At 50.8% G+C, this 26639-nt stretch carries 23 protein-coding genes; 14 read left to right on the top strand and 9 right to left on the bottom strand.

The genetic code is table 11. The features are described from left to right. The first annotated feature begins 252 nt into the window (after positions 1–252). From ACO0LI_RS28990 to ACO0LI_RS29005, 4 genes are all read left to right on the top strand, one after another. Positions 253–513, top strand: coding sequence for a hypothetical protein (locus ACO0LI_RS28990; protein ID WP_423037205.1), 261 nt, complete (start codon positions 253–255; stop codon positions 511–513). Positions 514–578: 65 nt separating this feature from the next. Continuing rightward, the gene (locus tag ACO0LI_RS28995) at positions 579–1838 is read left to right on the top strand and encodes a hypothetical protein (RefSeq protein ID WP_423037207.1); all 1260 of its coding nucleotides are present in this window, start codon (positions 579–581) and stop codon (positions 1836–1838) included. A 132-nt stretch (positions 1839–1970) separates the two neighbouring features. Continuing rightward, on the top strand, positions 1971–2294 hold the full coding sequence (locus tag ACO0LI_RS29000) for a hypothetical protein (RefSeq protein ID WP_423037209.1): 324 nt from the start codon (positions 1971–1973) through the stop codon (positions 2292–2294). 313 nt (positions 2295–2607) lie between these two features. Further along, positions 2608–3351, top strand: coding sequence for a substrate-binding periplasmic protein (locus ACO0LI_RS29005; protein WP_423037211.1), 744 nt, complete (start codon positions 2608–2610; stop codon positions 3349–3351). Between the two features lies 1 nt (position 3352). Here ACO0LI_RS29005 and waaF read toward each other — a convergent pair whose 3' ends face one another. The 5 genes from waaF to dnaE form a co-directional block, all read right to left on the bottom strand. Then, positions 3353–4405, bottom strand: coding sequence for a lipopolysaccharide heptosyltransferase II (waaF, locus tag ACO0LI_RS29010; RefSeq protein ID WP_423037213.1), 1053 nt, complete (start codon positions 4403–4405; stop codon positions 3353–3355). Continuing rightward, on the bottom strand, positions 4402–4980 hold the full coding sequence (locus tag ACO0LI_RS29015) for a peroxidase-related enzyme (protein WP_422950636.1): 579 nt from the start codon (positions 4978–4980) through the stop codon (positions 4402–4404). The genes waaF and ACO0LI_RS29015 overlap by 4 nt, the downstream gene beginning before the upstream one ends. Positions 4981–4997: 17 nt before the next feature. Continuing rightward, on the bottom strand, positions 4998–6743 hold the full coding sequence (gene msbA, locus ACO0LI_RS29020; RefSeq protein WP_423037215.1) for a lipid A export permease/ATP-binding protein MsbA: 1746 nt from the start codon (positions 6741–6743) through the stop codon (positions 4998–5000). An 88-nt stretch (positions 6744–6831) separates the two neighbouring features. Then, positions 6832–8172, bottom strand: a complete 1341-nt coding sequence (locus ACO0LI_RS29025; protein WP_423037217.1) for an O-antigen ligase family protein — start codon at positions 8170–8172, stop codon at positions 6832–6834. A gap of 4 nt (positions 8173–8176) precedes the next feature. Further along, the gene (gene dnaE / locus ACO0LI_RS29030; protein ID WP_423037219.1) at positions 8177–11695 is read right to left on the bottom strand and encodes a DNA polymerase III subunit alpha; all 3519 of its coding nucleotides are present in this window, start codon (positions 11693–11695) and stop codon (positions 8177–8179) included. 320 nt (positions 11696–12015) lie between these two features. Here dnaE and ACO0LI_RS29035 point away from each other — a divergent pair, with 320 nt between their 5' ends. The 4 genes from ACO0LI_RS29035 to ACO0LI_RS29050 all read left to right on the top strand — a co-directional run bounded on the left by ACO0LI_RS29035 (position 12016) and on the right by ACO0LI_RS29050 (position 18273). Next, complete coding sequence (locus tag ACO0LI_RS29035; protein ID WP_423037221.1) at positions 12016–14043, top strand: TonB-dependent receptor plug domain-containing protein; 2028 nt, start codon at positions 12016–12018, stop codon at positions 14041–14043. Positions 14044–14045: 2 nt separating this feature from the next. Beyond that, positions 14046–15017: an ABC transporter substrate-binding protein gene (locus tag ACO0LI_RS29040; RefSeq protein ID WP_423037223.1), complete on the top strand. Its 972-nt coding sequence runs from the start codon at positions 14046–14048 to the stop codon at positions 15015–15017. Further along, positions 15014–16342 (top strand): diguanylate cyclase, encoded by a 1329-nt coding sequence (locus ACO0LI_RS29045; protein WP_423037225.1) that lies wholly within the window; start codon positions 15014–15016, stop codon positions 16340–16342. Before ACO0LI_RS29040 ends, ACO0LI_RS29045 begins: the two co-directional genes overlap by 4 nt. 200 nt (positions 16343–16542) lie before the next feature. Next, positions 16543–18273 (top strand): glutamine--tRNA ligase/YqeY domain fusion protein, encoded by a 1731-nt coding sequence (locus ACO0LI_RS29050; protein ID WP_423037227.1) that lies wholly within the window; start codon positions 16543–16545, stop codon positions 18271–18273. A 68-nt stretch (positions 18274–18341) separates the two neighbouring features. Here the strand turns inward: ACO0LI_RS29050 and ACO0LI_RS29055 are convergent, their stop codons facing one another. From ACO0LI_RS29055 to ACO0LI_RS29065, 3 genes are all read right to left on the bottom strand, one after another. Continuing rightward, positions 18342–19106 carry a hypothetical protein gene (locus ACO0LI_RS29055; protein WP_423037229.1) on the bottom strand — a complete coding sequence of 255 codons (765 nt, stop codon included), beginning with the start codon at positions 19104–19106 and terminating at the stop codon, positions 18342–18344. A gap of 107 nt (positions 19107–19213) precedes the next feature. Continuing rightward, on the bottom strand, positions 19214–20311 hold the full coding sequence (locus ACO0LI_RS29060; protein WP_423037231.1) for a serine hydrolase domain-containing protein: 1098 nt from the start codon (positions 20309–20311) through the stop codon (positions 19214–19216). A gap of 316 nt (positions 20312–20627) precedes the next feature. Further along, positions 20628–21542, bottom strand: a complete 915-nt coding sequence (locus ACO0LI_RS29065; RefSeq protein ID WP_423037233.1) for a LysR family transcriptional regulator — start codon at positions 21540–21542, stop codon at positions 20628–20630. Between the two features lie 168 nt (positions 21543–21710). On the opposite strand from ACO0LI_RS29065, the gene ACO0LI_RS29070 reads away from it, so the two are divergent. The 5 genes from ACO0LI_RS29070 (at position 21711) to ACO0LI_RS29090 (ending at position 24812) form a co-directional block, all read left to right on the top strand. Next, entirely contained in the window at positions 21711–22508 is a 798-nt protein-coding gene (locus ACO0LI_RS29070; RefSeq protein WP_423037235.1) for a putative hydro-lyase, read from the top strand. Positions 22509–22536: 28 nt separating this feature from the next. Next, a complete protein-coding gene (locus ACO0LI_RS29075) occupies positions 22537–23412 on the top strand; it encodes a DMT family transporter (RefSeq protein ID WP_423037237.1) in 876 nt (291 codons plus the stop codon). Between the two features lie 99 nt (positions 23413–23511). Next, a complete protein-coding gene (locus tag ACO0LI_RS29080) occupies positions 23512–23871 on the top strand; it encodes a YkgJ family cysteine cluster protein (protein WP_423037257.1) in 360 nt (119 codons plus the stop codon). Between the two features lie 41 nt (positions 23872–23912). Further along, positions 23913–24425, top strand: coding sequence for a hypothetical protein (locus ACO0LI_RS29085; protein ID WP_423037239.1), 513 nt, complete (start codon positions 23913–23915; stop codon positions 24423–24425). 27 nt (positions 24426–24452) lie between these two features. Further along, complete coding sequence (locus ACO0LI_RS29090; RefSeq protein ID WP_423037241.1) at positions 24453–24812, top strand: TfoX/Sxy family protein; 360 nt, start codon at positions 24453–24455, stop codon at positions 24810–24812. Positions 24813–24915: 103 nt separating this feature from the next. Here the strand turns inward: ACO0LI_RS29090 and ACO0LI_RS29095 are convergent, their stop codons facing one another. Next, positions 24916–25488, bottom strand: coding sequence for an outer membrane beta-barrel protein (locus ACO0LI_RS29095; protein WP_422953467.1), 573 nt, complete (start codon positions 25486–25488; stop codon positions 24916–24918). A 309-nt stretch (positions 25489–25797) separates the two neighbouring features. Between ACO0LI_RS29095 and ACO0LI_RS29100 the strand changes: the two genes are divergently transcribed. Beyond that, a complete protein-coding gene (locus ACO0LI_RS29100) occupies positions 25798–26505 on the top strand; it encodes a hypothetical protein (protein WP_422953468.1) in 708 nt (235 codons plus the stop codon). Positions 26506–26639: the final 134 nt, after the last annotated feature.

Raw genomic sequence — 26639 nt, forward strand, 5'->3', positions numbered from 1 at the left:
CAGGAAGATGAGCGTTACGACCAAATGAAATTGGGACTGTAGCCGCCTTTAGGCGGCTCAAGGGTTACCAGCGCCTTTGAGGCGCCCCAGCAATAAACCTCCGGCTTTGCCGGAGGTAATTTAATTTCATCCTGGACGGCGGTCAGTCGCCTGCCCTGGTTACATGCGCTAGGGCTATGGCCCGAGGGTGGCACTTGGGGTGGCGGAGGCTATTTTATAGCGAACCGCATAATCTCTCTATCTTCGTGTTCTATGGGCCAAGCTCACCCCGACCATATTCCGCACGGACTGGAGGTTTACAACGGTGGTGCAGAACGAAAGTCGTCCAGTAATGAGGTCGCAGGTGCAGAATGGTCAGGCCGCGACCAAAATAATCGCTTGGTATTTACTGCCAATGGAAAATTGCACTGGCAGCGCGATGATCAGACTGTGCAGGTTTTAGTCGACCTCAACGGCAACAAACCCGACCCGTGCGAAGCGCCAGAATGGGCCAAACGACCATTGACAGACTAAACTCCAATCAGCAATGAATTACGAGTCTATAAAAGACAAAAGAATAAACCTTAACTTGTGTGAATATGATTTCGCTCTCCAAATTGTTTCTTACCCAATGCAGTGCTTGTGTTCCTGGGCTATTTGCACTGTGTCTGGCCCTACTCCCTATGCTTGCCCATGCATCGCAAGTAGTCAGTATATCGGAGGCAAAAGAAGAAAACGTACAATTCGACCTGAGCACTGACGGAGTCGAACCTGTCTGCACGGGTAGGAATGGACAAGTATTCAATCCAGCCCTGGGCATTCGCAAACTGTCTGATACGTCCTACTTGAAAGCCTTGAACTCGGAGGCACCTGATGGTGCGCAATATCTAAAGGCAGCACGTATGGGAGGAGGTATCTACATCTATCTCCCCTTTTTTTTCCCGGCCCGTGAATGCAAGGACGTTGTTTTTGAAGTGAATGCCCGGCATATTTTATGGGGCGATAAATGGCACTCGGGCAGCATGAGACTGGGCTCGGAAGATGCGCGAGGAAAAGCAATTTTTTTCACAAATGAAGAAACTCCAGTCGTGCAAGGAAGCAGTTATTTTGACCAGTCTATTCCTGCACCGACTTTGGCCAGACTGCAAACAGCCTTTGAAAAAATACTGAAGTTCTATCAGGATGTACTAAAAGTCTATCCCCAAAATAATATAGGTGTGGTAACGGCTGTCGTACGCAATCAGGGAAATTATTCGGGCTATGGCGGGGATTCGCTCAATATTATCCGAATGAGCTATGACAATCCAACGCCCGCGCAATTATTGACCATGGATGAATTGATCGCATCTACTTTTGCACATGAACTTGCGCACAAACTCCAGAGAGACGGGCTGTATAAATTGCCACTGGCCCGTTATATCGTGGAAGGACAAGCGGATTTTTTTAAAATAATCGTATTGCACAATTCTGGTTTGATTGACGAAGTTACGGCAAAACAAAGAATACTCAAATCGGCCAGCGATTGTGCAAAATTTGCTGATAGCCGCACCATGCGCGAAAAAGTCGAACAAAAATCAATCGACTTCAAAGAGCCGTATGATTGCGGCATGGCGTATTATTTTGTGGCGTATTACTCATCTGAGCTTCAGGCGGCAGACTTTATGGAAGCTCTTCGCAAGGCCATGCTTGGCGAAAACAGTTATGGTGGGCAAGAGAATAAACTGTGTCTTTTGTTTGAAACTACATGTGCAAATGAAAGAATGAAAGGAATAGCTGGAGACAAAATCAGCTATCTGCAACAAATTCAGTGGCTGGAATCTATGTTGGCAAAACGCCCCTTACCTAAGCTCAATCGATGAAATTAATAGCAATTTATTCACTTCTTCCAAGATCTAAGTTATGTTAGTGGAGTGTGCTGGTAATAAGCGACATTCTTACCTTATGCAGCCAGTGACTGTTTATTGAAATTTTTCATCAAACAAGGAGCTATCATGTATCCATGGTTATGGGTTTGGTCACCACAGGTTCATTTTCCCTGGAGTGGCAGTGTTGCGCAAAGCATAGAGCCGAATACAACATGGTTCTACAATATGATTCCTCCTGTTTCTGGGGATGCAGGAATAGAAGCGCAGGCATTTCAGCTTGCATCATACGGCACTCAATTAGGTCAGATCACTGATGTGTTACTGGATATCGTGAAAGACTCGGAAAACCTGTCTCCCAAAGCGGCCAAATCGCTGAAAGAATTGCGTAGCCTGAAAGCCAGGATAGAAATCATTAAGAAAAGGTCTGCGCAACCGACAAAAATAGAGTGAGTATCTTGTTTAGTTAGCACCAAAATCATCACTCAAGTTCTCTTACCTGCATGAAGGCTCTTGCCCCCGGAGCCCTTCATGGCCAAACATACCTCAGATTTTTTGTACGCCACACGGTGTTTGCATCAGCTTCAGGCGATGGAAGTAAGTTTAATTAACAGTATCTCGAACTTATTCAAAGATCATAAGGAGTAGAATATTTTTTGATATAGCGATTGTTGATCACTATGCACAGTTAAATTGCGGGGAAATCACAACGATGATATTAAAAAAATCACATCAACTCAGAAGATATCTATTAAGCGCTCTTCCCTTGCTGTTTTCAACTTCTGTCTGGGCAGCGCAATTGCGCAAGCAAGTCTTTTTGATTGTAGAGTCAAATGCCACCAACACACCGCAAATCCCGTTTAATCCTGTCTTTCAGCAATGTGTAGCCTATGTTGAAAAAGAATTGCAGTTGCAGTTTGAGTATCGGCGTTATCCCTGGGCCCGTTTGCTGCAAAACCTGAATGAAGGTGAAGGCCTGGCTTTTGGTTTGTCCAAGACGAAGGAGCGGGCGCAAACCCTGCATTTTTCTATCCCGGCTTTTGGCACTTTTATCTGGCTGGTGGTCAGAAGTGACCAGACTTTTCCGTTCTCCAAAATTGCTGACTTGCAGGGCAAGACCGTCAGCATGATACGTGGCTCCACCTATGGCGATGAATTTGACAAGGCAAAAGCTGAATTGCTGGTAATAGAAGATGATGTGTATTCCCTGCCCTCGCGTCTGAAAAAACTACTCAGCAAGCGCACTGACGTCATGCTGTTCAGCCACCATGATCCCGACCCGCGCAAGGTTGAAGCCATGCTGAACAAGAGCATGCCAGACATTGCACCAGACACGCCTATGCCACCTGGCGTAACATTCAAAGTGTTGGACCATTATCTGTTTGTGGATTACATCCACTTTGCGATCCTGGCATCCGAGGACAAGGGCATCATTGAGCGAATCAATAAAGCCATCAGGAAAGGGCAGCAAGATGGCTCACTGCCTGCGGTCAATATACCGAGGAAATGAATCAGGCCACGGCTGATGCTGCAAGGATAGGCTGCAAGGGCTGCCACACCATCTGGCTATCGAGTTTGTTCATGCAGTCGTGATGGCCAAGAGGACATTCTCTTTGCTTGCAAGGGGCACAAGCAAGACGTAGCGACAACGAGTGCGCGATATCAGAAAATGGCGGTGCATGATCAGGATCGGTTGGACCATAGATAGCAATGACAGGTCTGTTGAATGCAGAGGCAATGTGCAACAAGCCAGAATCATTTGACACCATGGCATCGCTTGCTGCTATCAGTGCCAGTGCCTGATCAAGCCTGGTCTTGCCAGCGAACTGATGAATTGCAGGACTAGCTGCCTGTATCTGCTGGCAAACTTCAACATCCTTGGGTGAACCCAGCAAGACAATTTGCGCATCAGAATGTGCTTGCAGAATGGTCTTCGCCAGTTCTGCAAAATGGCTGACAGGCCAGCGCTTGGCATTACCAAATTCGGCACCCGGAGCAAAACAGATCAAAGGCTGTTTTGCTGACAAACCCATCTCCTGCAAGACTGTATCTATCTGCACAGGTGTAATTTGCAAGCGCGGTTTGGGGAAACTCTGTGCAAGCTCAGTTACTGGCTTACTAGCCAGCGCTGCATAAAATGCCACCATGGCGCGTGGTACGGGCTTGCTGTCATGATGCATGACATTGATAAGGCCGTAGCGGCTTTCCCCCTTGTAGCCTACCCGCTTTTTGATGCCTGCCATCCAGGGCAGCAGTGCAAATTTGAGGGTATTCGGCAACACATAGGCGGCTGCATAGCCACGCTGACGCAAGATTTTTGCATAACGCCAACGCTCACGCAATTGCAGTGAGCCATGTTTGAAAGGTGTTTCCAGTACGGTATCCACTTCCACCATGGCGCGCAAAACCGGTGCTACCCAGGCGGGTGCCAGCACATCGATCGCAGCTTGCGGGTGGTCGCGCTTCAGCAATTGCAGCAAAGGCTGAGCCATGACGGCATCGCCTATCCAGTTGGGTGCAATGACAAGAATACGGCTTACAGCACTTTGCACAACGACACTCATCTTGGCGTGCGCCCCATGAGGAAGAACTCATCATTCGGGCGCATGGAAATCACATTTGCCATGCGGTTCGACAAACCAAAGAATGCGGTAATAGCAGCGATGTCCCAGATATCTTCATCATCAAAACCATGGCTGTGCAACAAGGCGTAGTCAGCATCATTGACGCTTTGCGAATCCAGGCAAACCTTGATCGCAAAATCCAGCATGACACTTTGACGTGGGGTGATGTCTGCCTTCAAATGATTGACAGCGACTTGGTCAGCCACGAGAGTATTCTTGGCATAGATGCGCAGGATGGCACCATGAGCGACCACGCAATACAGGCAATTGTTTTTCGCACTGGTGGCGGTGACTATCATTTCACGCTCTGCCTTGTTCAGGTTGCCGGTGGTTTTTAGCATCAGGGCATCGTGATAGGCAAAGAAGGCGCGGAATTCATCTGGCCTGTGCGCCAGGGTCAGGAATACGTTTGGTACGAAACCAGCTTTTTCCTGCACGGCCAATACTTTCTCGCGTATGTCGTCAGGCAAGTCTTTTATTTCTGGAACAGGGAAACGGGAAATCGCGGTAGTCATGGTTTCTCCTTTATCAATCAAGCAGCAAACTGCAGGCGATGCAGGTTGGCATAAGTGCCACCATTATCCAGCAATTCTGCGTGGGTACCCATCTCGATGATTTTGCCATCGACCAGTACCGCAATGCGGCTGGCGCGTTCAATCGTTGACAGGCGATGGGCGATGACCAGCGTGGTACGGCCCAGCATCAGTTCGTCCAGTGCGGCCTGTACAGCACGTTCAGACTCGCTGTCGAGTGCAGAGGTAGCTTCATCCAGAATGAGGATAGGTGCATTCTTATAAATGGCGCGGGCAATCGCCAGCCGCTGTCGCTGACCACCGGACAGGCGCATGCCGTTATCGCCTATTACCGTATTCAAGCCGTCGGGCAAATCGCGCACGACATCGGTCAGGTGTGCGGCCTGCACTGCCGCTGCTACGCGTGCTGGGTCTGGGTTGGCATCGCCATAAGCAATATTCGACACCAGGGTGTCATCAAACAAAACGACATTCTGGCTGACCATGGCAATTTGTTCGCGCAGGCTAGTCAAGGAAATGTCATGCAATGAAATACCATCGAGCAGGATATCGCCAGAATCCGGCGTGTAAAAGCGTGGCACCAGATTCACCAGCGAAGTCTTGCCGCCGCCAGACATGCCGACCAGGGCGATGTTCTCGCCCGGTGCAATGCTGAGGTTGATATCTTTCAGAGCTTCCTGCTCCTGACCAGGATAAGAGAAACTGGTGTGTACAAATTCCAGCTTGCCTTGCGCGCGGGCTGGCAGGGCTTTGCCACTATCGTTTTCTGGCAAGGTATCGATGAGAGCAAATACCGACTCTGCCGCAGCCATACCGCGCTGCATGGGGCCGTTCAAGTCTGCCAGCCGTTTCAAAGGTGTCAGCAACAGCATCATGAGACTGACAAATTCTATGAAGCGGCCTGCCGTAGTCGAATCTTGCGCTGCCTGCGACACGGCGAACATGATAACCACCGCCACTGCAATCGCCGCCGCCAGTTGTGTCAATGGCGTCGTTGATGCCACGGCAATGGTGGTACGCATGGCATAGCCACGCAATTTTTCATTCTTGGCTTCGAATCTTTCCTGCTCATATTTCTGTCCACCAAAAATACGTATGACCTGGCTGGCACGCGTTGCTTCTTCTATGACCTGGGTCAGTTCATTGCTGACATCGAGCTGGCTTTGATTGAGTTTGCGCAAGCGCTTGCTGACACCACGTACCAGAAAAGCCATGACCGGCATCATGATGAGAGCAATGATGGTCAACTGCCAGTTACGCCACAACAAGGCAGCCAGCAAGACCATCACCGTCAATGAATCGCGGAACAGCGTGGTCATCGAGACCTTGAGCATCTCGACGATTTGCTGCGCCTCAAACATGATGGTGTTGATGATGCGGCCACTTGATTCACTCTGGTAAAAGCTGATGGGCACATTCAGGATGCGGTCAAACACCTTGGCGCGTAGTTGATTCAATAACCTGGTCGAAATCCAGGTCATCAGATAACTGGTAGTAAACGTGCAAATGCCGCGAAACAAAAAGATGGCAATAATGGCCGTTGGCACCATCCACAGGGCAAGCTTTTTCGCATCGGCATTAAAACCGTGATCGAGAATGTAGCCCAGCACCTTGGGGAACATGACTTCCGTCGAAGCCGTGCCCAGCATGGTCAGCAAGGCCCACCACACGCGGGAGCGATAAGGCGCGATGGACTGCCACAAGCGGCGGAACACATCGATGGTTTCTTTATTGATCAAACTCATAGTATGAAATTCATATCCTGTCTTGGCACAAGCCGCTCAATCAATTAATCAATCAGGCTTGCGCATAAATAATCTATCTGCGGCGCGACTAGTTTTTATTACGCATGCCAGCCAGCGGTATCGCCAGCAGGATCATGAAAGCCATGCCAAACACAGCATCACGCAAGATCGCATTGAACATGCCACCCAGCATCATGGCGATAGTCAGCATCAGCAAGGGCATAGCCATTTCCCTGGTATTGGGGTTTTCATGTACGGCCATTCGGTAAGCCACCCAGTATTGGGTCGCCCAGATCGCCAGCAGGGCCAACAAACCGATGACACCCACTTCTGTCAGGTACAACAAATAATCATTGTGTGGCGTCGTCATGGTAGAACTGATGAGGCCCCTGGCTTTGTTCTGGTAAAGATACATCCAGGTAGCAATACCATGACCTGCCAGGGGTTTCTCGGCAATGATCTCGCTGGTAATCTTGTAAAGTTCCAGACGCATGCCATCGTCATTGACTTTACGTCCCTGGGAAAAATCATGCAGTTGATGCACAGTACACAGGCTGCGCAATTTAAAAATTTCCCATGGCCCGGCTTGCACCAATCGCACTTCACAAGCCGCCGGTGGTGGCAGGCTCAATGCATATTTCCAGCCGCCGCCAAGTGCTGCCAGCAAGATCAAAGGCACAGCCACTACCCGCCATGACCAGCCTATCTGGCGCAAGATCAGCACACCACACAGGATAAAAAACAGCAGACTGGCCGTTCTGGTTTTTGCCAGCAAGACCAGGGCTGCTGCCACATATACGATTGCCAGCACGCGCCAGACCAGATGGTTACGGTGACTACGCAAATCATGCAACATCCAGGTGGCAGCAATCGCCATCAATATGCCCAGCAAGATGGATTTATTTCCCTCATAAATCACATAGCTGCGAAATACAGTATTGACAGGCAAGAGATGGAAAAAATTTGCCACAAACAGGGTTGCCGCCAGCACTGCGCCAGCAAAGAAAACATACATCGCCCGCCTTTGCCAAACGCCGGCAGCCACGGTCAGGAAAGGCAGTAGAAACAAATACGTCTGGTAATGCACAAGCCCGGGCCAAAATTCCTTGCTTATTTCTGGCGGTATATCCTGCATCGCCGCCAGCACGATACTGACCAGGCTCAGGCCAAGTATCGGCAGCAACATCGCACTTTGCCTGATCCTGTGCATCTTCTCCAGGTAGCCACCCGATACCAGCAAACTGATATAAAACAGCAGCACGCCGGCATACATGACACCAACAGGGAAAAACAAGGTCAGCGGCAAGCCTGTCAATATCTGATGCGGCAAGGACTGACGCCAGCCGGTTTGCGGCTCTGTCTGCCTCTCCACTTGCAGCTTCATTTGCGATGAGCCACCACCCGCTGGCAAGACACTACTGGTATCCATGGAATCAGGCGTATTCAATTTTGACGTTTTTCATGGATAGCCATTCACCCAGGTTCTGCCGCAAGACATCGTCCGGGTTCACCCGCCACTGGTCGGACAGATACATTTCTGCACTGGCATTGGCGTTTTGATAGCGTATCAATACCGGGCAACCATCGGCGTTCAAATGTGGCTTCAGCAGCTCTTGCAGTTTTTTGGTATCTGCTGTCGATGTCAAAGTCAGGCGCAAACCTTGCGAGAACTGTACGCGGGCGCGGCCTATGTCCATGACTTTTTCAGCCGAGATACGCAAGCCGCCAGAGAACCTGTCTTCCGACACTTTGCCCAGCACAGCCAGGAATTCATCTTCCTTGAACAGGGATTTGAATTCTTCCATGATCTCGCTATACACCGTTACCTCGACCACGGCAGTGCCGTCATCAAGGCTGACGATGAGCAATTTGCCGCGCTGTGTCATCTGCGTACGCACACCAGTGATGATGCCGCAAATCAGGCGCAAGTCGCGTGAAGGTTCCAGCTTGGCCAGGGTAGTTTTGATGAACTGGCGTACTTCTGGCGCATACGAATCAAACAGATGGCCGGACAAGTAAAAGCCCAGCGCCAGTTTTTCTTCCGTCAGGCGTTTCTTGTCTGTCCAGACTGCTACATCCAGATAATCTGGTGGTGCAATCAAATCGTCGTCATCGCCAAACAGGCTGACCTGGTTTGCTGCAGCTTCTGCCTGCATCGCTGCTTCCAGCGCAAAATCGACGGTGGCCAGCAAGACGCCACGGTCTTTGCCCAGGCAATCCATGGCACCGGCACGTATCAGTGACTCTACCGTGCGGCGATTAACCTGGCGTTTATCAACACGTTTGCAGAAATCGAACAAATCCTTAAATGGTCCGCCTTCTTTCCTCGCCGTGATAATGCTTTCTATCGCATTCTGGCCGGAACCTTTGACAGCACCCATGCCATAGCGTATCTGGCTGGATTTTTTACCAGCTTCGGCAACGGGCATGAAGCGGTATTCACTTTGATTGATATCTGGCGGCAGCATTTTGAGCTTGCAGATATCGATCGCATCTTCGACCAGGATCTTGACCTTGTCAGTATCATCCATGGCCAGCGACATATTGGCTGCCATGAAGGCAGCAGCATGATGCGCCTTCAGATAAGCAGTGTGATAAGACAGCAAGGCATACGCAGCAGCATGGGATTTATTAAAACCATAGCCCGCGAATTTTTCCATCAAATCGAAAATCTCGTCGGCTTTTTCTTGCGGCAAGCCATCCTTGGCTGCACCATCGCGGAAAATCTGGCGATGTTCGGCCATTTCTTCTGCTTTTTTCTTACCCATGGCACGGCGCAACAAATCCGCACCGCCGAGTGAGTAACCACCGACCACCTGGGCCATTTGCATAACCTGTTCCTGATACACCATGATGCCGTAGGTTTCAGACAAAATACCTTCGGTACGTGGGTCAGGATAATCGAAACGTTCACCGTGTTTACGTTTGCAGAAATCCGGGATCAGGTCCATAGGACCCGGGCGGTACAAAGCCACCAGCGCGATAATGTCTTCAAAACGGTCAGGACGCGCATCTTTCAGCATGCCTTGCATGCCGCGGCTTTCCAGCTGGAACACGGCCACGGTCTTGGCCTTGGTCAGCAATTCATAAGATGGCCTGTCATCCAGCGGCAATTTGGCCAGATCAAAATCTGCCATGGCCGGGTCCATCATCTTGATATAGCGCACTGCTCTATCGAGGATGGTCAATGTGGTCAAGCCCAAAAAGTCGAACTTGACCAGGCCCACGGCCTCGACATCGTCTTTATCATATTGTGAGACTACGCCAGAATCGCCGCCCTGAGTGTACAGCGGGCAAAAATCTGTGAGCTTGCCTGGTGCAATCAATACACCACCGGCATGCATACCGATATTACGGGTGATACCTTCTACCTGTTGCGCGAGGTCGAGCAGGGTTTTGACTTCTTCTTCGTTTTCCTGGCGCTCAGCCAGCAAGGGCTCTTCAACAATTGCCTCGGCGATCGTGACTTGTTTGCCTGGTTTGAACGGAATCAGTTTGGAGACGCCATCGCAAAACATATAGCCGAAATCCAGCACCCGGCCAACGTCACGTATCGCCCCTTTGGCAGCCATAGTACCGAAGGTGGCAATCTGCGACACCGCTTCTTTGCCATAACGGTCTTTCACGTATTGAATAACGCGGTCACGGCCTTCCTGGCAAAAGTCAATATCAAAGTCGGGCATGGATACCCTCTCTGGATTCAGAAAACGTTCGAACAGCAGGTTGTACTGCAAAGGATCAAGATCAGTAATCAATAAAGAATATGCAACCAGAGAACCAGCACCAGAACCACGGCCCGGCCCTACCGGCACGCCATTGTTTTTTGCCCACTGGATAAAGTCAGCAACGATGAGGAAGTAACCTGGGAAGCCCATCTTGATGATGGTGTCGGTTTCAAACTTCAATCGTGCCTCATAACGGGCGCGCTCTTTCTCGCGCTTTTCTTCATTCGGGAAAATTTGATTGAGGCGAAACTCAAGACCGCGCCTGGATTCATGCTCCAAAAAGTCATTAATGGTCATGCCCTCAGGCGTAGGGAAATCTGGGAGCTTCGGTTTACCCAGTTCCAGTACCAGGTTACAGCGCTTGGCGATTTCAACTGAATTACGCAAGGCTGCTGGCAAGTCAGCAAACAACTCTGCCATCTCAGCCTGGGTCTTGAAGCATTGCTGCTCATTGAACCTGCGTACACGACGGCCATTGGCCAGCATATCGCCTTCGGCAATACAGACACGCGCTTCATGGGCGGTATAATCGTCCTTGCTGATAAATTGCACGGGATGGGTCGCCACCACTGGCAACTTGAGTCTGCCAGCCAGCGCCACGGCAGTACGCACATGGTTGTCCACGTTTGCCTGGCCTGCTCTTTGTATTTCTATATAAAAATGATTCGGGAAAATACTGGCCCAGCGCCTGGCGTTTTGTTCTGCCAGTTCAAGATTGCCATTATCAATGGCAACACCGACATCACCAAAATGCGCGCCAGAGATGGCGATCAGGCCACCACCCTTGCCTTCTTCAAAAATACTCTGCAACCATTCATAACGGATTTCCGCCCGGCCTTTGTGCTGGTTCGTCAGCCAGGCCTGCGCCAGCAATTCACACAACTGCAAATAACCAAGCTTGTTCTTGACCAGCAACAGCAACCGGGATGGCTTGTCACGATCGACATCATTGCTGACCCAGACATCGCAACCGGCGATAGGCTTCATACCTTTGCCGCGTGCGGATTTATAAAATTTCACCATGGCGAACAAGTTCGCCAGATCAGTAATAGCCATTGCTGGCTGTTTGTCTTTTACTGCTGCCTTAATGACATCATCAATACGCACCAGGCCATCCACGATCGAATATTCGGAATGTATGCGCAGGTGAACAAAGGCAGGCTCGTAGGGCTTGCTGACGACAACTTCGGTGGTCGCTTCAGGGGAGGTAATTAATTCTGTAGTCATACCGCTATTCTACCTGTTGCCCAAGCTGTTCAGAAGTTTTGCCTTCTCGAAGTTTCCAAATATGCAATTTATATTAATTTAACTTTAATTTAATGAGCATTCGCACAAGCTAATTCATCATGCCGTCAATAAATAAGGTTCTAATTTGCCTATTATACAAATTATAAATAAGGCCCCATGTTCAAAAATCTGAGCCCTAAAAACAACAAATTCAGTGACGTAAAGAGGTCTTGTGACTCTCGTCTTTGCATTTAAGCTACATTCGCCAGCCTGTGCTGTGTTACTCTAAATCAATGCATTTTCTGGCTCTGGGGCATAACTTGTTAGCAGAAAAAAAACTCCGCATCCATAGCAACTATTCTGGCAAGCGCTCATACAGACGTGCTGGCTGCCTTGTCCTGTTCTTTTCCTTGCTGCATCAAGTGGCAATCGCCGGTGGCGGTGAAGAATCAATCTTTCTGGATGATATGCCTGTGGTGCTGTCTGCATCCCGCCTGTCACAACCCATCAATGAAGCACCGGTTGCGGTCACTATCATAGACAGGCAGATGATCAAGGATTCCGGCGCCTGGGACTTGTCCGAGATTTTTCGTCTGGTGCCGGGCATGTATGTGGCTTACCATGCCGATCCCTATTACTCAGCAGACAGCACAGTTGCCTATCATGGCATGGTCACCACCACGACCTCAGACCGCATGCAGGTTCTGATCGATGGCCGCTCTGTGTATGCCAGCCTGTTTGGTGGCGTCAACTGGAGCGACCTGCCCATCGTTCTCGACGATATAGAACGCATAGAAGTCATACGCGGACCAGACTCTGCCAGCTACGGTGCGAATTCATATTCCGGCGTTATCAATATCATCACCCGCCACCCGGCAGAGACCCAGGGTACCACTGTGTCCATGGCGTTTGGCAATGGCCGCAAGGAAGGCATCTTGCGCTATGGTGGCAAGACTGGAGCATTAAGCTACCGGCTGACAGCCAGCATCAGGGACGACAAGGGCGAAGATGACACTATAAAGAGGCCAACCTCTGCCTTCACCTTCTGGAACCTGAACAAGTATGACAACAAGACCATACACAACCTGAACCTGCGCGCCGATTACCAGGTCAATTCTGACGATACCCTGGAATTCCAGTTCGGTTATAACGGTGGTCCGCGTGAAGTCGGTGAATACAATAATGTCTCCGCCATCAGCAGGCGGGCAGAAAACCATTTTGAAATGCTGCACTGGCGTCGCGCCCTTGAAGGTGGTGGCGAATTGTCTGTGCAAGCCTTTCACACTGTAGAAAGAGTGTATGCACGCCTCAAGGATTCTGACGGTGTCAGCGATGGCGATGCGATCTTGCGGCGCTATGACCTGGAGGTGCAGCACACCTTTTCACCATTCAAGAACGCCCGGCTGGTCTGGGGTGGCAGCATACGCTATGACCAGACGTATGCGCCTTATTATCTTGGGGTAGGTGACAATCAATATCTGTATGGCGATTTCCCTTATCACTTGCGCCGCTTCTTTGGCAATCTTGAATGGCGCGCCCGCCCTGACCTGGTCTTCAATATCGGCGGCATGATAGAAAACAATACCTACACCGGTACAGACACTACGCCCAGGGTGGCAGTCAACTGGCATGTACAACCCGGCCATACCCTGCGCCTGAGCCATTCACGCGCCACGCGCTCGCCTTCTGTCTATGAAAAAACTTATGACAATTACTGGCGCAGTGCAAATCTGTACCCGACTTTGCCGGAAATGCAGACTGAAAGAGTCAAATCAAGCGAGATAGGCTATATCGGCAAATACGGCAACCTCGATGTGGATTTTCGCCTGTTCTATGATGACTATAGCCAGTTGATTGATGTCAGGAACAGGCGCTCTGCTGCGGGCGGTAATCTGAATGCAGGCACTGCCATCATGCGTGGTTATGAATTGCAATTGAAGGCGCAATTGACAGACAAAACGCGGCTTATTTATGGCCTCTCTGGTGGTGGCGTAAAAAGTGACAATGTGAATGGCGTCGTGTATAGCGATTCACTACCTAAATACAACCACAACATCATGCTCAGCCATAAAGTCAATGAACAGTGGAGTGGCAGCCTGGTGGCTTACCAGATGGCACAAACCAAATTCAATTCCACCGACTATAATCCACGCGAAAACCGAGGCTATTTCATCGACGGTAACAAGCGCGTGGATGCCAGGCTCAATTACCAGTTCAAGCTCGGTGGCAAGTCTGCCGAGTGCTCACTGATTGCCCAAAACCTGACCGATTCCCGGTATTTTGAGTACCGGCACGACAATGAATTGCCAGGCCGGGCGCTGAGGCTGAATCTCAGACTGGACATGTGACCATGCATTGGCAGTCAACAAGGCATCTGCGGTATGTAGTCAATTTGTTGGGCCTGATCCTGAGTTTGCTGTATGGGCAAACTGTTCTGGCACTGGACAACATCACCATCCTGCTGAGCGAGGAAGGCTCTGCTTATACTGAATTTTCCAGCCAGTTAAGCAGTCTGTTGGCGCAGGGACAGGGGAACGCAAAAAATACCATCAAGGTCTTGAACCTGAGCACCTACAAGGCAGAAGATGTGCCGCGCAATGCCAACAATCATCTGCTTATTGCAGTTGGCACACCTGCCATGACAGCCATGGCGCAAAAGCCGCCTGCCATGGCGGTATTGAGCGTGCTGGTGCCACGTAATACCTTTCAAAAAATAGCAAAGCAATATGGCCGCCATCAAGACCCGCATCATTTCTCGGCAATTTATTTTGATCAGCCATGGTACCGGCAATTGGGCCTGATACGCAGCAGCATGCCAGGCCGCAACCGCGTGGGATTATTACTCAGCAAAGACAGCAATGAGATGCTGGTCGGCTTATCAGCCATCGCAAAAGAGATGGAGATGCAAATCAATGTTGAAACCGTCACCGATGATTCTGAATTGCTGCCCGCCCTGCGCCGCTTGCTGAACAATAGCGACAGCCTGCTGGCTCTGCCCGATGCTGCCATTTACAACCGCAATAATATACCCAGCATATTACTGACCAGTTACCGGCAAAAAGTGCCGCTATTCGGTTTTTCTGCCGCCTACGTCAAGGCAGGTGCACTGGCTGGCGTCTATAGTTCCGCTACCCAGATTGCCCAGCAGGTAGCAGAGATCGTCGCGACGCTGCCGAATAATGGCTACCTGCCGCTGCCACAATATCCACGTCATTTCAGTGTCAATATCAATACCCAGGTCAGCCGCTCACTGAGCCTGGAAATGGAAGATGAAGTCAGCCTGACACGCAAAATCAAATCATTGCCGGAGCGTGTCCAATGAAAAACTGGCCACTCGCCCACCGTATCATGTTCCTGGCGCTGGCCCCGGTCTGGGTCATTTCTGCCCTGCTGGTACTGCTGGTTGTCATCGTCGGCATTACTGAAATTGATGGTGCCATCAAGGCGCGCGGCACGGTCATCACCCGTCAGTTGGCTCCAGCCAGCGAATATGGCGCATTCTCCGGCAACCGTGAAGTCTTGCAGGCACTGACACAATCAGTCATGAAAGAAGATGACGCCAAAGCCGTGGTCATCACCGATGCTGACAATAAAGTACTGGCTGTCAGTGGCAAACCCAGCAAGCTGGGGCCGGAACATGCCAAAGCCGCCGACAATGGCAAAATCTTGCGCGGCGACCATGAGTCACTGATCTTTGCCGCTCCGATTTACCAGGGTAAATCTGAAGCCGATGCCTTCGACCTGTTTGACCGCATCCCGAATGACAAAGCTAGCAAGCAAAAGCTGCTGGGCCGTGTCTATCTGGAGTTGAGCACCCATGCCAGCCACCAGTCCAAGAATGTCTTTGTCGCCCTCAGCGTATTGATAGGCCTGGTGGGTACGGTGTGCGCCTCAATACTCGCGATGCGCATGAGCCGTGACCTGACAAGGCCACTATCACGCCTGCTTGATGGCGTACACCGTATGGAAAAAGGCGAGCTCGATACCCGCATCACCGCAAATTCTGGCGGTGAATTGCAGGAACTGGAAGCAGGCTTCAACCAGATGGCGGAGAAGCTCGAAGGCAGTCATAAATCCATGATGGAAGTCAATGCCAACCTGGAAAACCTGGTCGTCGCCCGCACCCGCGAACTGGAATTGCGCAACCATGACCTCGAACTCTTGTCCAGCACTGACAGGCTCACCGGCCTGTATAACCGCCTCAAGCTCGAACAGATACTGGATGAAGAACACCAGCGCAGCCAGCGCTATGGCACCAGTTTTTCACTTGCGATTGTTGATATTGACCTGTTCAAGCAAGTCAATGACACCCATGGTCACCAGACCGGCGACCAGGTCCTTATTAATATTGCCCGCATCCTGCAAGACCATGTGCGCAGTATGGATGCCGTGGGCCGCTGGGGTGGCGAAGAATTTTTGGTCATCTTCCGCGAAACCACGATCCACGCAGCAATAGCCACCGCAGAAAAACTGCGTTGCGCCATTGCCAATCATGAATTTGAAGTGGTCGGCAAAAAAACCGCCAGCTTTGGGGTCACCAGCTATTACCATCCAGACAATATCAACGAGATGATGAAGCGGGCTGATAATGCCCTTTATCATGCCAAGAATTGTGGACGGAACCGCGTAGAATCCAGCGAAATGTAGATTTGGCATTGCCAGATAGTCCAGATTTTAGGGTACACTGGCTTTGATACCATCAATCGGGCAGGCATTCCTGCCCATGCAGGAACAAACTGCAAGCAAACCACGAGCAAACTTCGCGCCATCCATGCTGCGCTACGGTAAAATGCTTGTCATCTCCCTATTTATAAAGTGCCTTACAAGGTTCACAACAGTGATTAGCTATGAGCAAAGATATAAAAAATAACGATAATGCAACACCTGCACCCGTCTCCAACTTCCTGCGCGCCATCATCGACAATGACCAGGCTGCTGGCAAATACGCACGAGATGGCCTGCCCACGGTCATCACCCGCTTCCCACCTGAACCGAATGGTTACCTGCACATCGGTCACGCCAAATCCATTTGCTTGAACTTTGGCCTCGCACGTGATTACGCTGGCCGTTGCCACCTGCGCTTTGATGATACCAATCCTGAGAAAGAAGACCAGGAATATGTCGACACCATCATGGACAGCGTCAAATGGCTGGGCTTTGACTGGAACAATAATGGTGAAGAACACCTGCATTACGCGAGTGACTATTTTGACCGTCTGTATGAAATCGCTGAATACCTGATAGGTGCTGGCCTGGCCTATGTCGATAGCCAAAGTGCTGCTGACATGGCTGCCAACCGCGGTGACTTCTCCAAACCAGGCGTGAACTCGCCTTTCCGTGACCGCGCACCGGCAGAGTCCCTGGACTTGCTGCGCCGCATGAAGGCAGGTGAATTCAAGGATGGCGACCACATCCTGCGCGCCAAGATAGACATGGCGTCACCGAACATGAATTTGCGCGACCCGGCCATCTACCGCATACGCCATGCCCATCATCATCGTACTGGTGACAAATGGTGCATCTACCCTATGTATGACTACACGCATCCCCTGTCTGATGCGATAGAAAACATTACTCATTCGATTTGCACACTGGAATTTCAGGACCACCGCCCTTTCTATGACTGGATCATAGAACGCGCCGCCGAAGGTGGTTTCTTCAAAAAACCAGTACCGCAACAATATGAATTCGCCCGCCTGAACCTGACCTATGTCGTCACCAGCAAACGCAAGCTGCGCCAACTGGTAGAACAAAACATCGTCACCGGCTGGGACGACCCGCGCATGCCTACCATCGTCGGCATACGCCGCCGTGGTTACACGCCAGAATCCCTGCAACTGTTCTGCGAACGCATAGGCGTGACCCGTTCTGATGGCTGGATAGACTACAGCACGCTCGAAGGTTGCCTGCGCGAAGACCTCGACCCAAAAGCACCTCGCGCCACCGCAGTACTGCGCCCTCTGAAGCTCATCATCGACAACTTCCCTGAAGGCGAAAACATCGCCTGCACCGCACCTATCCACCCGCACCACCCAGAACTCGGTAACCGCGAATTCACGATAGGTAAAGAGCTGTGGATAGAGCAGGAAGATTTCATGGAAGAGCCAGTCAAAGGCTACTTCCGCCTCTTCCCGGGTAACAAGGTACGCCTGCGTTATGGCTATGTCGTCGAATGCACAGGCTGCGACAAGGATGAAAACGGCACTATCATCGCCGTGCATTGCAACTACTTTGCCGACAGCAAATCCGGCACCGAAGGTAGCGCCAACTACAAAGTCAAAGGCAATCTGCACTGGGTTAACGCCGCCGACGCACTGGAAGCCGAAGTGCGCCTGTACGACCGTCTGTTCACAGACGCCAACCCCGATGCAGGCGGCAAAGACTTCATGGCCTTGCTGAACCCGGATGCACTGGAAGTGGTACGTGCTTATGTAGAACCACGCCTGGCAACCATCACGCCAGATACGCGTTTGCAGTTTGAACGCCATGGTTATTTTGTGGCGGACCGTGTGGATTCAGTTGTTGGGAAACCGGTGTTTAATCGGGTGACGACATTGAAGGATTCGTGGGGGAAATAATCCGACTTCATGCTCAGCAAAAAACCCGCTTTCGCGGGTTTTTTCGCTTAAATATCCTGATTGCTTTATCAATTGCTCCTGCCACCAACAGCTTTAGCTCGCTGACCAGCAAACTGTCCTCTGCCAAAACCGGTCAAATTCCAGTGCCCTGACACGCCGCCTGTCTTGAGATTGATTTTCCCATCGAAACTCGCTGAGCCTGCAAGACCCTTCCCTGTCATTTGCACGACACCATTTGTTGATACTTTACCGGTGATCGCGAAGCTGCTGTGTGCTGTGCCTGAATCGGCAGAGCCGAAGATATTGCCCGCGTGATCGACGTGGATATAAAACGTGCCTGCATCGGCGCCGTTGTAGCTACCGTAGTAATCACCGAGAATACCTGTATAGCCAGATTCACTGCCCTCCACTTGTGCTGATTCCCTGGCTATTGATGTTGCCTGTGAGCGAAGTTGGGCAAGATTAACTGCTGCTTTACCTGTTACCTCTGCTTCGGTGCCAGCTGTTATGTCGGCAAATGATTTTGCTGTTGGCGTAGGTGTGGGCAATTTCTCGATTGGTACCAGACTAACAGGCGTACTTGGTGTTTGCACAGATTCTTTTTTGGCCGCAGGTGGCAGTTTTTGATCATCTGCTTTTTGATGCGCCGCGTCTTGATGCTCTACTTTTTGATGTTCATTTTTTGGTGGCAATGTATCCGTTTGCGGTGTAACAGGCGTCAGGAAAGTTACTGCGGTTCCAGTGCCAGTTTTGTCTGTCTGCGGAGTGTAAGTGCGTGATAATGCCAGGAAAAACAGGACGTGCATTACCAGGATGGCGACCAAGGGTCGCATCCTGATATGGCTACTGAATTGCAATGTTTGCTGTAGCGATGTCATTCCATTTTTTAATGCGTTTTTTTCGCTGAAGGCTGCAGACAGTTCTGCCTGCAGCCTTCAGTTTATTGCGCCAGCGGAAAATCTGTATTGATAATCTTGTTGCCGATATCAGCCACGCTGACATCGGCATTCGATAATATCACGACGCCTTTGCCTGCTTTTTTATCGAAGGCGATGTAGCTGCTGTAGCCGCCTGTCTTGCCTTCAAGACCCAGGATAGCGCTGTCAAATTTATTGTTATAGCCACCCCAGACCAGCAAGAGACGGTTGCCTATTTCAAAGGGCATTTGCAATTTGCGTATAGTGCCGTTCAAGGGTGTCTTGGCTTGGTCCATATTGGCAGCGAGGAACTTGAGCATGTCATTGGCAGACGAGTGCAAGCCGCCCGCACCTTCGAAGGCGCTGAAGTTCCAGGCGGGTGCTACGGCAAATTGTGCCTTGCTGCTATAGCCTGTTGCCATGCGCTTTTGCAAGTCTGCATTGAGGCTAACGCTGGTAGCTGTCATGCCCAGTGGGGTGGTTACGCGGTTTTTGATCAGGGTGTCATAGTCGGTACCTGCGCGCTGGCTTAATACCTGACCCAGCAGGCCATTACCAAAACTGGAATAGAGATAACGGCTGCCGACGTCGTATCTCATCTGGTAGCTGGCCAGAAATTCATAGGCTTTACTGGTGGTAAAACCTGCATAGGGATTGTCGTTACCTGTGCCTGGGGTGCCAGGTACGGCAGGCAAGCCGGAGCGATGTGAGGACAGGTCAGAGAGCGTGATTTTCCTGTCTTCATAGTAGGGTATCCTGACACCGTCTGGCAGATAAGTCTCGATAGGTTCTTTCAGTCTGACCTCACTTTTCTCTGCCATATCCATCATGGCCACACCGGTAAATGCGCTGGTGATGGAACCAATTTCAAACAAGGTATCGGCATCGACAGGACGGCGTTCGGCAAGATTGGCGTAACCATAGCTGATCACGCGGCTGCCTTTTTCATCGACGATGCCGACCACCAGGCCCACCGCTTTTTTGTCTGTATCAACACGCTGCTTGAGGAGGTTCAGAATATCTGCGTCTGACATGGATGTTGCTGCGTGCGCCTGAATTGCACCGAGTGCCAGCGTTGCCATCAGTAATTTCGCAGGGAGTAGGCGGGAAGTTTTTTTCATGTTCGTTGTGCTTTCTGATTCAGGATTAAGAAACCCAGACCCACTCATGGAGAGATCTGCAAACTGGTAATAACTGTGCGAAAGCAGGTTTATTACCTCGCCGGTGCCGCTTGATTGCAAGCACATGGCGCAATATAGGCAATACCTGATTTGCAAGTTGGCAGATTGAGACAGAAGCGCAAATTAAGGGATTGAATGTGGAATTTTGAGGAACCAAATGCACGAAGCGTTCGTGGATTCTGCGCACATCTGTGCGCAATCGATGCCGCAGCGGGCTGATGGTTTTAACGTGGCAGGGGCAATGTCAGGGCTAAGGTCAGGGTAACGTCAGAGGTAACAATAAGCCGCTTTGCTGCAATACTTCACGGGCCATGGTGACGAGGTTGCCATCTGCCAGCCCCTGCTCTTGCCGTAAATAGGAAACGTAATACATCAGTGGATTGAGCGGTGGTTTGACTGTCAGGGTGCGGATGACTCCACTCTTGATTTCTGCATCAACCACGGATCGTGGCAGCACGGCAATAGCGTGGCCTGCGGCAACGAGCTTGATCATCATTGCCATGGAATTGCAGATGCTGAGGTTTTCTGGCTCATGGCCTGCCAGCCTGAACCATTCCATGACGACATTGCAGATCGTCGTTGGTGAAGGCATGGCGACGACAGGTAATGACGCCATGCCTGCCGGGTGCAAGGCTTGCTCATTGAGGACAGTTTGGGTAGATGCCACCCACGCCAGATCGACATGGCCTATTGCTACATCAACGACGTGCGGTGCCGAGACAGGGTCACTGAGGATGGCGATGTCAAGTTCACGGGCATTGAGTTTGCGGCTGAGATTGGCCCCCACATCGATGGTGAGCTCTATGCGCACATCGGGGTACTGGGCTTTTAGCCGCCCCAGCAATTCGATCAAGCCAGACATGGCGGTCGATTCATTCGCCCCCAGGCGCAACAGGCCACGCATGGGGTTGCGCCGCTTGCTGATTTGTTCGAGGTCATCAGACAGGCGCAGCATTTTTTCTGCCTGCACCAGTACATCACGCCCTACTGGCGTAATGACGGCACGGTGACCACCGCGCTCAAACAGCTTCAATCCCAGAATGTCTTCAAGCTCCTGGATTCTGGCGCTGATCGTCGGCTGGGTCAGGTGCAGGTGTTTGGCAGCCGCATGAAAACCACCCAGACGGGCTATCCAGTAAAAGGTTTCCAGCTGTTGTAATGAAGGTCGCATGATAGATAAATCTTATCAACTATTAACAATAACTTCAATTATCTTCTATCAATGCTGCATTTTATACTGGCTCTATCAGCCCTGGATTGTTCTGAGTTGTGCTGAATCGTGCTGATTTTTCATAATTCATTGACAAGTACTCACTCTTCCCATGCTATGGAGCCTCCCATGTTTTCCCCATCCTTTATATCCCAGTCCCCTGCACAATTACGCCTGGCCATACGCCAGGGTTTATGGCGTAAAGAAACTTCGGGTCTGGCTCCGGGTTATGTACAGGTTAATCTGGTGATACTGCCAGCCAAAGATGCCAGCGACTTTCATCGCTTTTGTCAAAAGAATCCCAAGCCCTGCCCCTTGATTGCAGTATCAGAGGTGGGTGACCCGTTCGTGCCTTTCCTTGGGGCTGATCTTGATATCCGCAGCGATGTACCGCGTTACCGTGTGTTCCGCCATGGCGAGCTTGCGGCTGAACCTGATGACATCCGCGATGTCTGGCGTGATGACCTGGTCAGCTTTGCGCTCGGTTGCTCTTTTACTTTTGAGCATTCGCTGATAGAAAATGGCATAGGCATACGCCACATAGAACAGGGGCGCAATGTGCCCATGTACCGCACCAATGTGCCAACCTCGCCTGCCGGTGCCTTTCAGGGCCCGCTGGTGGTCACCATGCGCCCGATGAAGGCGGCAGATGCGATACGGGCGATACAGATCACCTCGCGCTTCCCAGGCGTGCATGGTGCACCTGTGCATATAGGAGACCCGGCGCTGATAGGCATCAGGGATCTTGCGCAGCCAGATTATGGTGATGCGGTGAGCATTAATGAAGGTGAGTTGCCGATGTTCTGGGCTTGTGGCGTTACGCCGCAAGCAGCGCTGATGCATGCAAAACCGGAGCTGTGTATTACTCATGCGCCCGGTCACATGCTGTTGACGGATTTGCGTAATAACGATTACTCCGTGCTTTGAAAACTTCCGTCAATAAAGGATGAGCGCAATGAGCTCAGTCGGCTTAATTTACGGTTTGCTGGTGGCACTGATCTGGGGAGCACAACCTGTGGTTGCCAGCTTTGGCTACCGAGCTTCGCTCGATATCTTTGACCTGACAGTATTGCGTTTTGCAGTCAGTGGCCTGCTCATGCTGCCCTTTTTTCTCAAGGCTGGTGCCAAGAATGCTGCTGGCATTGGGTGGCCCAGGGCACTGGTCTTGTTGCTGCTGGCCGGGCCTTTGTACAACATGGTACTGGTTGGTGGCCTGCACTGGGCGCCGGCTTCTCACAGTTCGCTGATCTACCCTGCTTTTACGCCTTTGTTCACGTCCCTGCTGGCGAAGCTGATGCTGGACAAGCGTGATGGCATCCCCATGCTGGGCCTTGGCCTTTTGCTGCTTGGTGTGATCATCGTCAAGGCTGGCAGTATCCTGCAAGCACCATCAACTGCTTATACCGAGGCCTGGCGTGGTGACCTGCTGTTCATGCTGGCTGCGCTGATGTGGTCGTTTTACACGGTATTGATGCGGCGCTGGAATACCAATCCCCTGGCCGTGGTCAGCGTAGTACAGGTAGGTGGCTTGTTATATGTGCCTGTGTATTTTTATTTTGCCGGCACCAGCCTGTTCCAGCTTGATGCCGGTGCAATTGCGGTGCAGGCGGTTTATCAGGGCCTGCTGGTCAGTGTGGTATCTGTGCTGCTGTTCAATCTGGCGGTAAAGCAACTGGGTGCCAAAGCGTCGATGTTCACTGCACTGATGCCTATCGTGGGGGTATCACTGGCCATTGTCGTACTGGGTGAAACGTTGACTTTATCCCTGTTACTTGGCGCAGTGTTAATATCTGGAGGATTGTTTTTGTCACTAAAGCCGGTTGGCAAGTGAAAACCCAGAATTTAAATCCCTGCATGGCGCAGCATCCTTAGAGGTAGTCGAATCGACATTCATACTGTTTTTATAGAAAGGCAAATTGCTGACCGACAAATTGCTAACAAAAATGAGCCCTGTCTTGATTGCGGCGCCTGCTGCGCCAGTTACCGGGTTTCATTTTATTCCGCCGAGGCGGATGTATATAGCATTGCCGATACCATGGTTCAGGCATTGACACCCGTATATTCTTGTTTGAGCGGCACCAATCAATCCAAACCGCATTGCCAGGCTCTGCTAGGTGAAGTGGGTAAAGTCGTGAAGTGCAGCATGTATGAGCAAAGGCCGTCTCCCTGCCGGGAAGTGCAGCCTGGTGATGACAAATGCCAGAATGCCCGCGCAAAACACGGTTTAGCCGCCCTGCAGGTTCTGGGGCCAGTGCCAATCAAGAAGGATTCAGACAAACTGGTCGCTTGAGTGTAGCATATGCAGCCTGAAGAAATAAACCAGGAAAAGCTTTGACTAACGATAACGAATACACACCAGAAGATAACGCACCTCAGGAAGAGGACAACAAGGTCCGCGAGCCACGCCTGTGGCGCGACAAGGGCTGGACAGCCCAGGTCATCAAGAATGACGATGATGAAGGCTGGGCAGTTGCCATGATCAAGGATGGCGAGCCTGAACCTGCACTGGTTGGCCCGTGGACCATGGGGCGCGATAAAAAGAATCCCAAACCGCTGGACGCGAATGCCTTTGGCACATTGGTGAAAACTGCATCCGAGGTAATACGCCGTCATGAGCAGCAACTGCATGCGACACTGCACAAGAGCCTGATGGTGGCGACCGATGAAGCAGACTTCAAGATCATGCTCGACATCGTGCCGGATGAGGATGATCCCTATGCCTGGCTTAGTGCGCAAGATGCAGGTAATACCGAGCTGGCAAGAGTCAGGGTTACCCCCAACTATAAATTGAACCAGCAAAATGCCAGGGCCTGGATAGCCGATGATTTTCGTCGTCCAGATTAAAATTCAATTTTCATTCACAGCGAGACCATGGGCTCACAAGCAAGCTTTGTAGAATTTATTCTCGACCAGTTAAATAGTTGCGAAGACGAGGTCGCGAAAAAAATGTTTGGTGAATACGCGCTGTATATGTCGGGCAAGATGTTTGCGCTGATCTGTGATGATCAGCTCTTCATCAAGCCGACAGAGGCGGGGCAGCAATGCTTAACACAATTGCTAACGACAGTCACCGAAGCAGCACCCTACCCCCAGGCCAAGCCCTGGTACCTCATCGACAGTGAATTACTGGAAGACCGGGATCAGTTGGCCAACCTGGCTCACATCACTGCAGATGCTTTGCCAGTGCCAGTCAAAAAAACCAGTAAAGCCACTAAAAAGAGCCAGGCCTGAAACTGAACCAAACCCCAGGCGGGGCTCGTCATTTCATCACTTCATCGTCAGATACCGTCAGCGCTGATGGAATTAATCCACCAACGCCACCGGTGCCTATCAATTAAAAATTGTATTGCAAACCAGCCGACAGATTGCTGCCGGAAGTACCGCTATTGGAGAAAGTGTGGGCATTGAATTTCTCGAATTCTGCCCGGACAGCAAGGTTAGGATTGATCTTGTAAGATACGCCCACACCAAGCAGGGCTTGGTTGCCGGTATTCGAAGCTGAATAAGATGGCAGGCCTGAAGTGTCGTAAGTCGTTTCTGCCTTTACGCGCGCAATCCCGAGTTTGGCAAACCCGGCAAAAGCCTCATTGAATTCATAGTTATACACGCCAGCCAGGCTGAAGCCGGTTTTCTTTTGTTCGCTATGGCCTAGCGGCACACCTGAATTGATAGAGGTTTTGCCACCAGAAAAATAGCTGCTTTCCACTGCAAAATTCTTGTTGAAATTATAGCCGCCGAACAGCTTGTAGCTGGTGGCCTTGGAATCGCAAGTTGTGGCGTAATTGCAGTAGCTGTTGTTATCGCTCTGGCCTACAGAAGCACCAAGATAAGTCTGGGCAGTAGCGAAAGAGCTGGCGAGCATACCCACAGCTGCACACGCGATGAGAGTAAGTTTTTTGATCAACATAAATATCCTTTGTTCACTAGTTTGTATATCTGAACAGTGTCAGATAGCTGGCCTGAAGCATCAAAGCACATCGCTAAACAGGTATTTAGCTGTTTCGTTGCCCAGGAAGCAATTTAAGGGTATACAAAGGATTGCAAAATTTAAATCAAAAATGCCCAAGTACCGTTTGAATGACTTACTGGTATCACCTGACTAAACTCTGATTATGTGTATTGAACGAAGAGTTTTAGCCCCAATCAGGACGCTGGTCTTGAAATTTCCAGAGACAACATCAAATACTCAGGCACGAAGCTATTCACCGGAGAAAAGATGGCGTTTGACCCATTGAATCTGAAACAGGCATCATCTGCCTTTGAACAGAGTCTGAACCGTGTCATTGATGAACGGGTAGCACCATTGGTGGACAGGTCCATCCACCAGGTCAGTAATGAATTATCTGAAGTCATACGTCAGGCTGGCGAGCAGGTAGACAGGAATATCGCCCTGCTGTCTGATGAAATCCATAGCCAACGCAGCATGACCAAGGATGACATCAGGGAACTGATTGATTATTCTACGGCACAGATAGGTGCGGCAATAGACCAGCGCATACTGGCGATCAAACATGAAACCTCCACACTGATCAATGAAAAAGTTGATTTGCTCAAGTGCGAGCTCGAAGACGCTGCAGTTAATAGCCGCAAGACCATGTATGCGAATGTGGCCATTTCCATAGGTGCAGCCGTTTTGATGGCGCTGGTTGGCCTGGCGTATAAAAAAATATCGATGGGTGAACTGAATCTCCTGAATGTATTCAGGGTGACCTTGCTGTCCTGTGCGACGTTTACTTTTGTCCTGTCCATGCTGAAATTCATACAGCGCTGGCGCAGTATGAAGCGCGTCAAGAAAGGTGTGGCGACAGTAGCCATAGGCTATCTCGGTATCTTGCGGCCAAATGGGGCGACTGGTTTGCTAGTGCTCAGCGTGTGCCTGATGGCGGGCTGGAGCTGGTTGTATCTGGGGAAAATCTGGTTCTAGGGTTTGTCAGGGATCACCTCAATGGCGCGATTTAGTCCCGATTCAGGCCGGGTTCGTCGAAACTTGCGACCCAGCAACAGGTTTTTAAAATTAGGCGTACAATTTAAAGCTTATTAGATTTGCTTATATCGATG

Source organism: Undibacterium sp. Tian12W, from assembly GCF_049339405.1.
Taxonomy (GTDB): domain Bacteria; phylum Pseudomonadota; class Gammaproteobacteria; order Burkholderiales; family Burkholderiaceae_D; genus Undibacterium.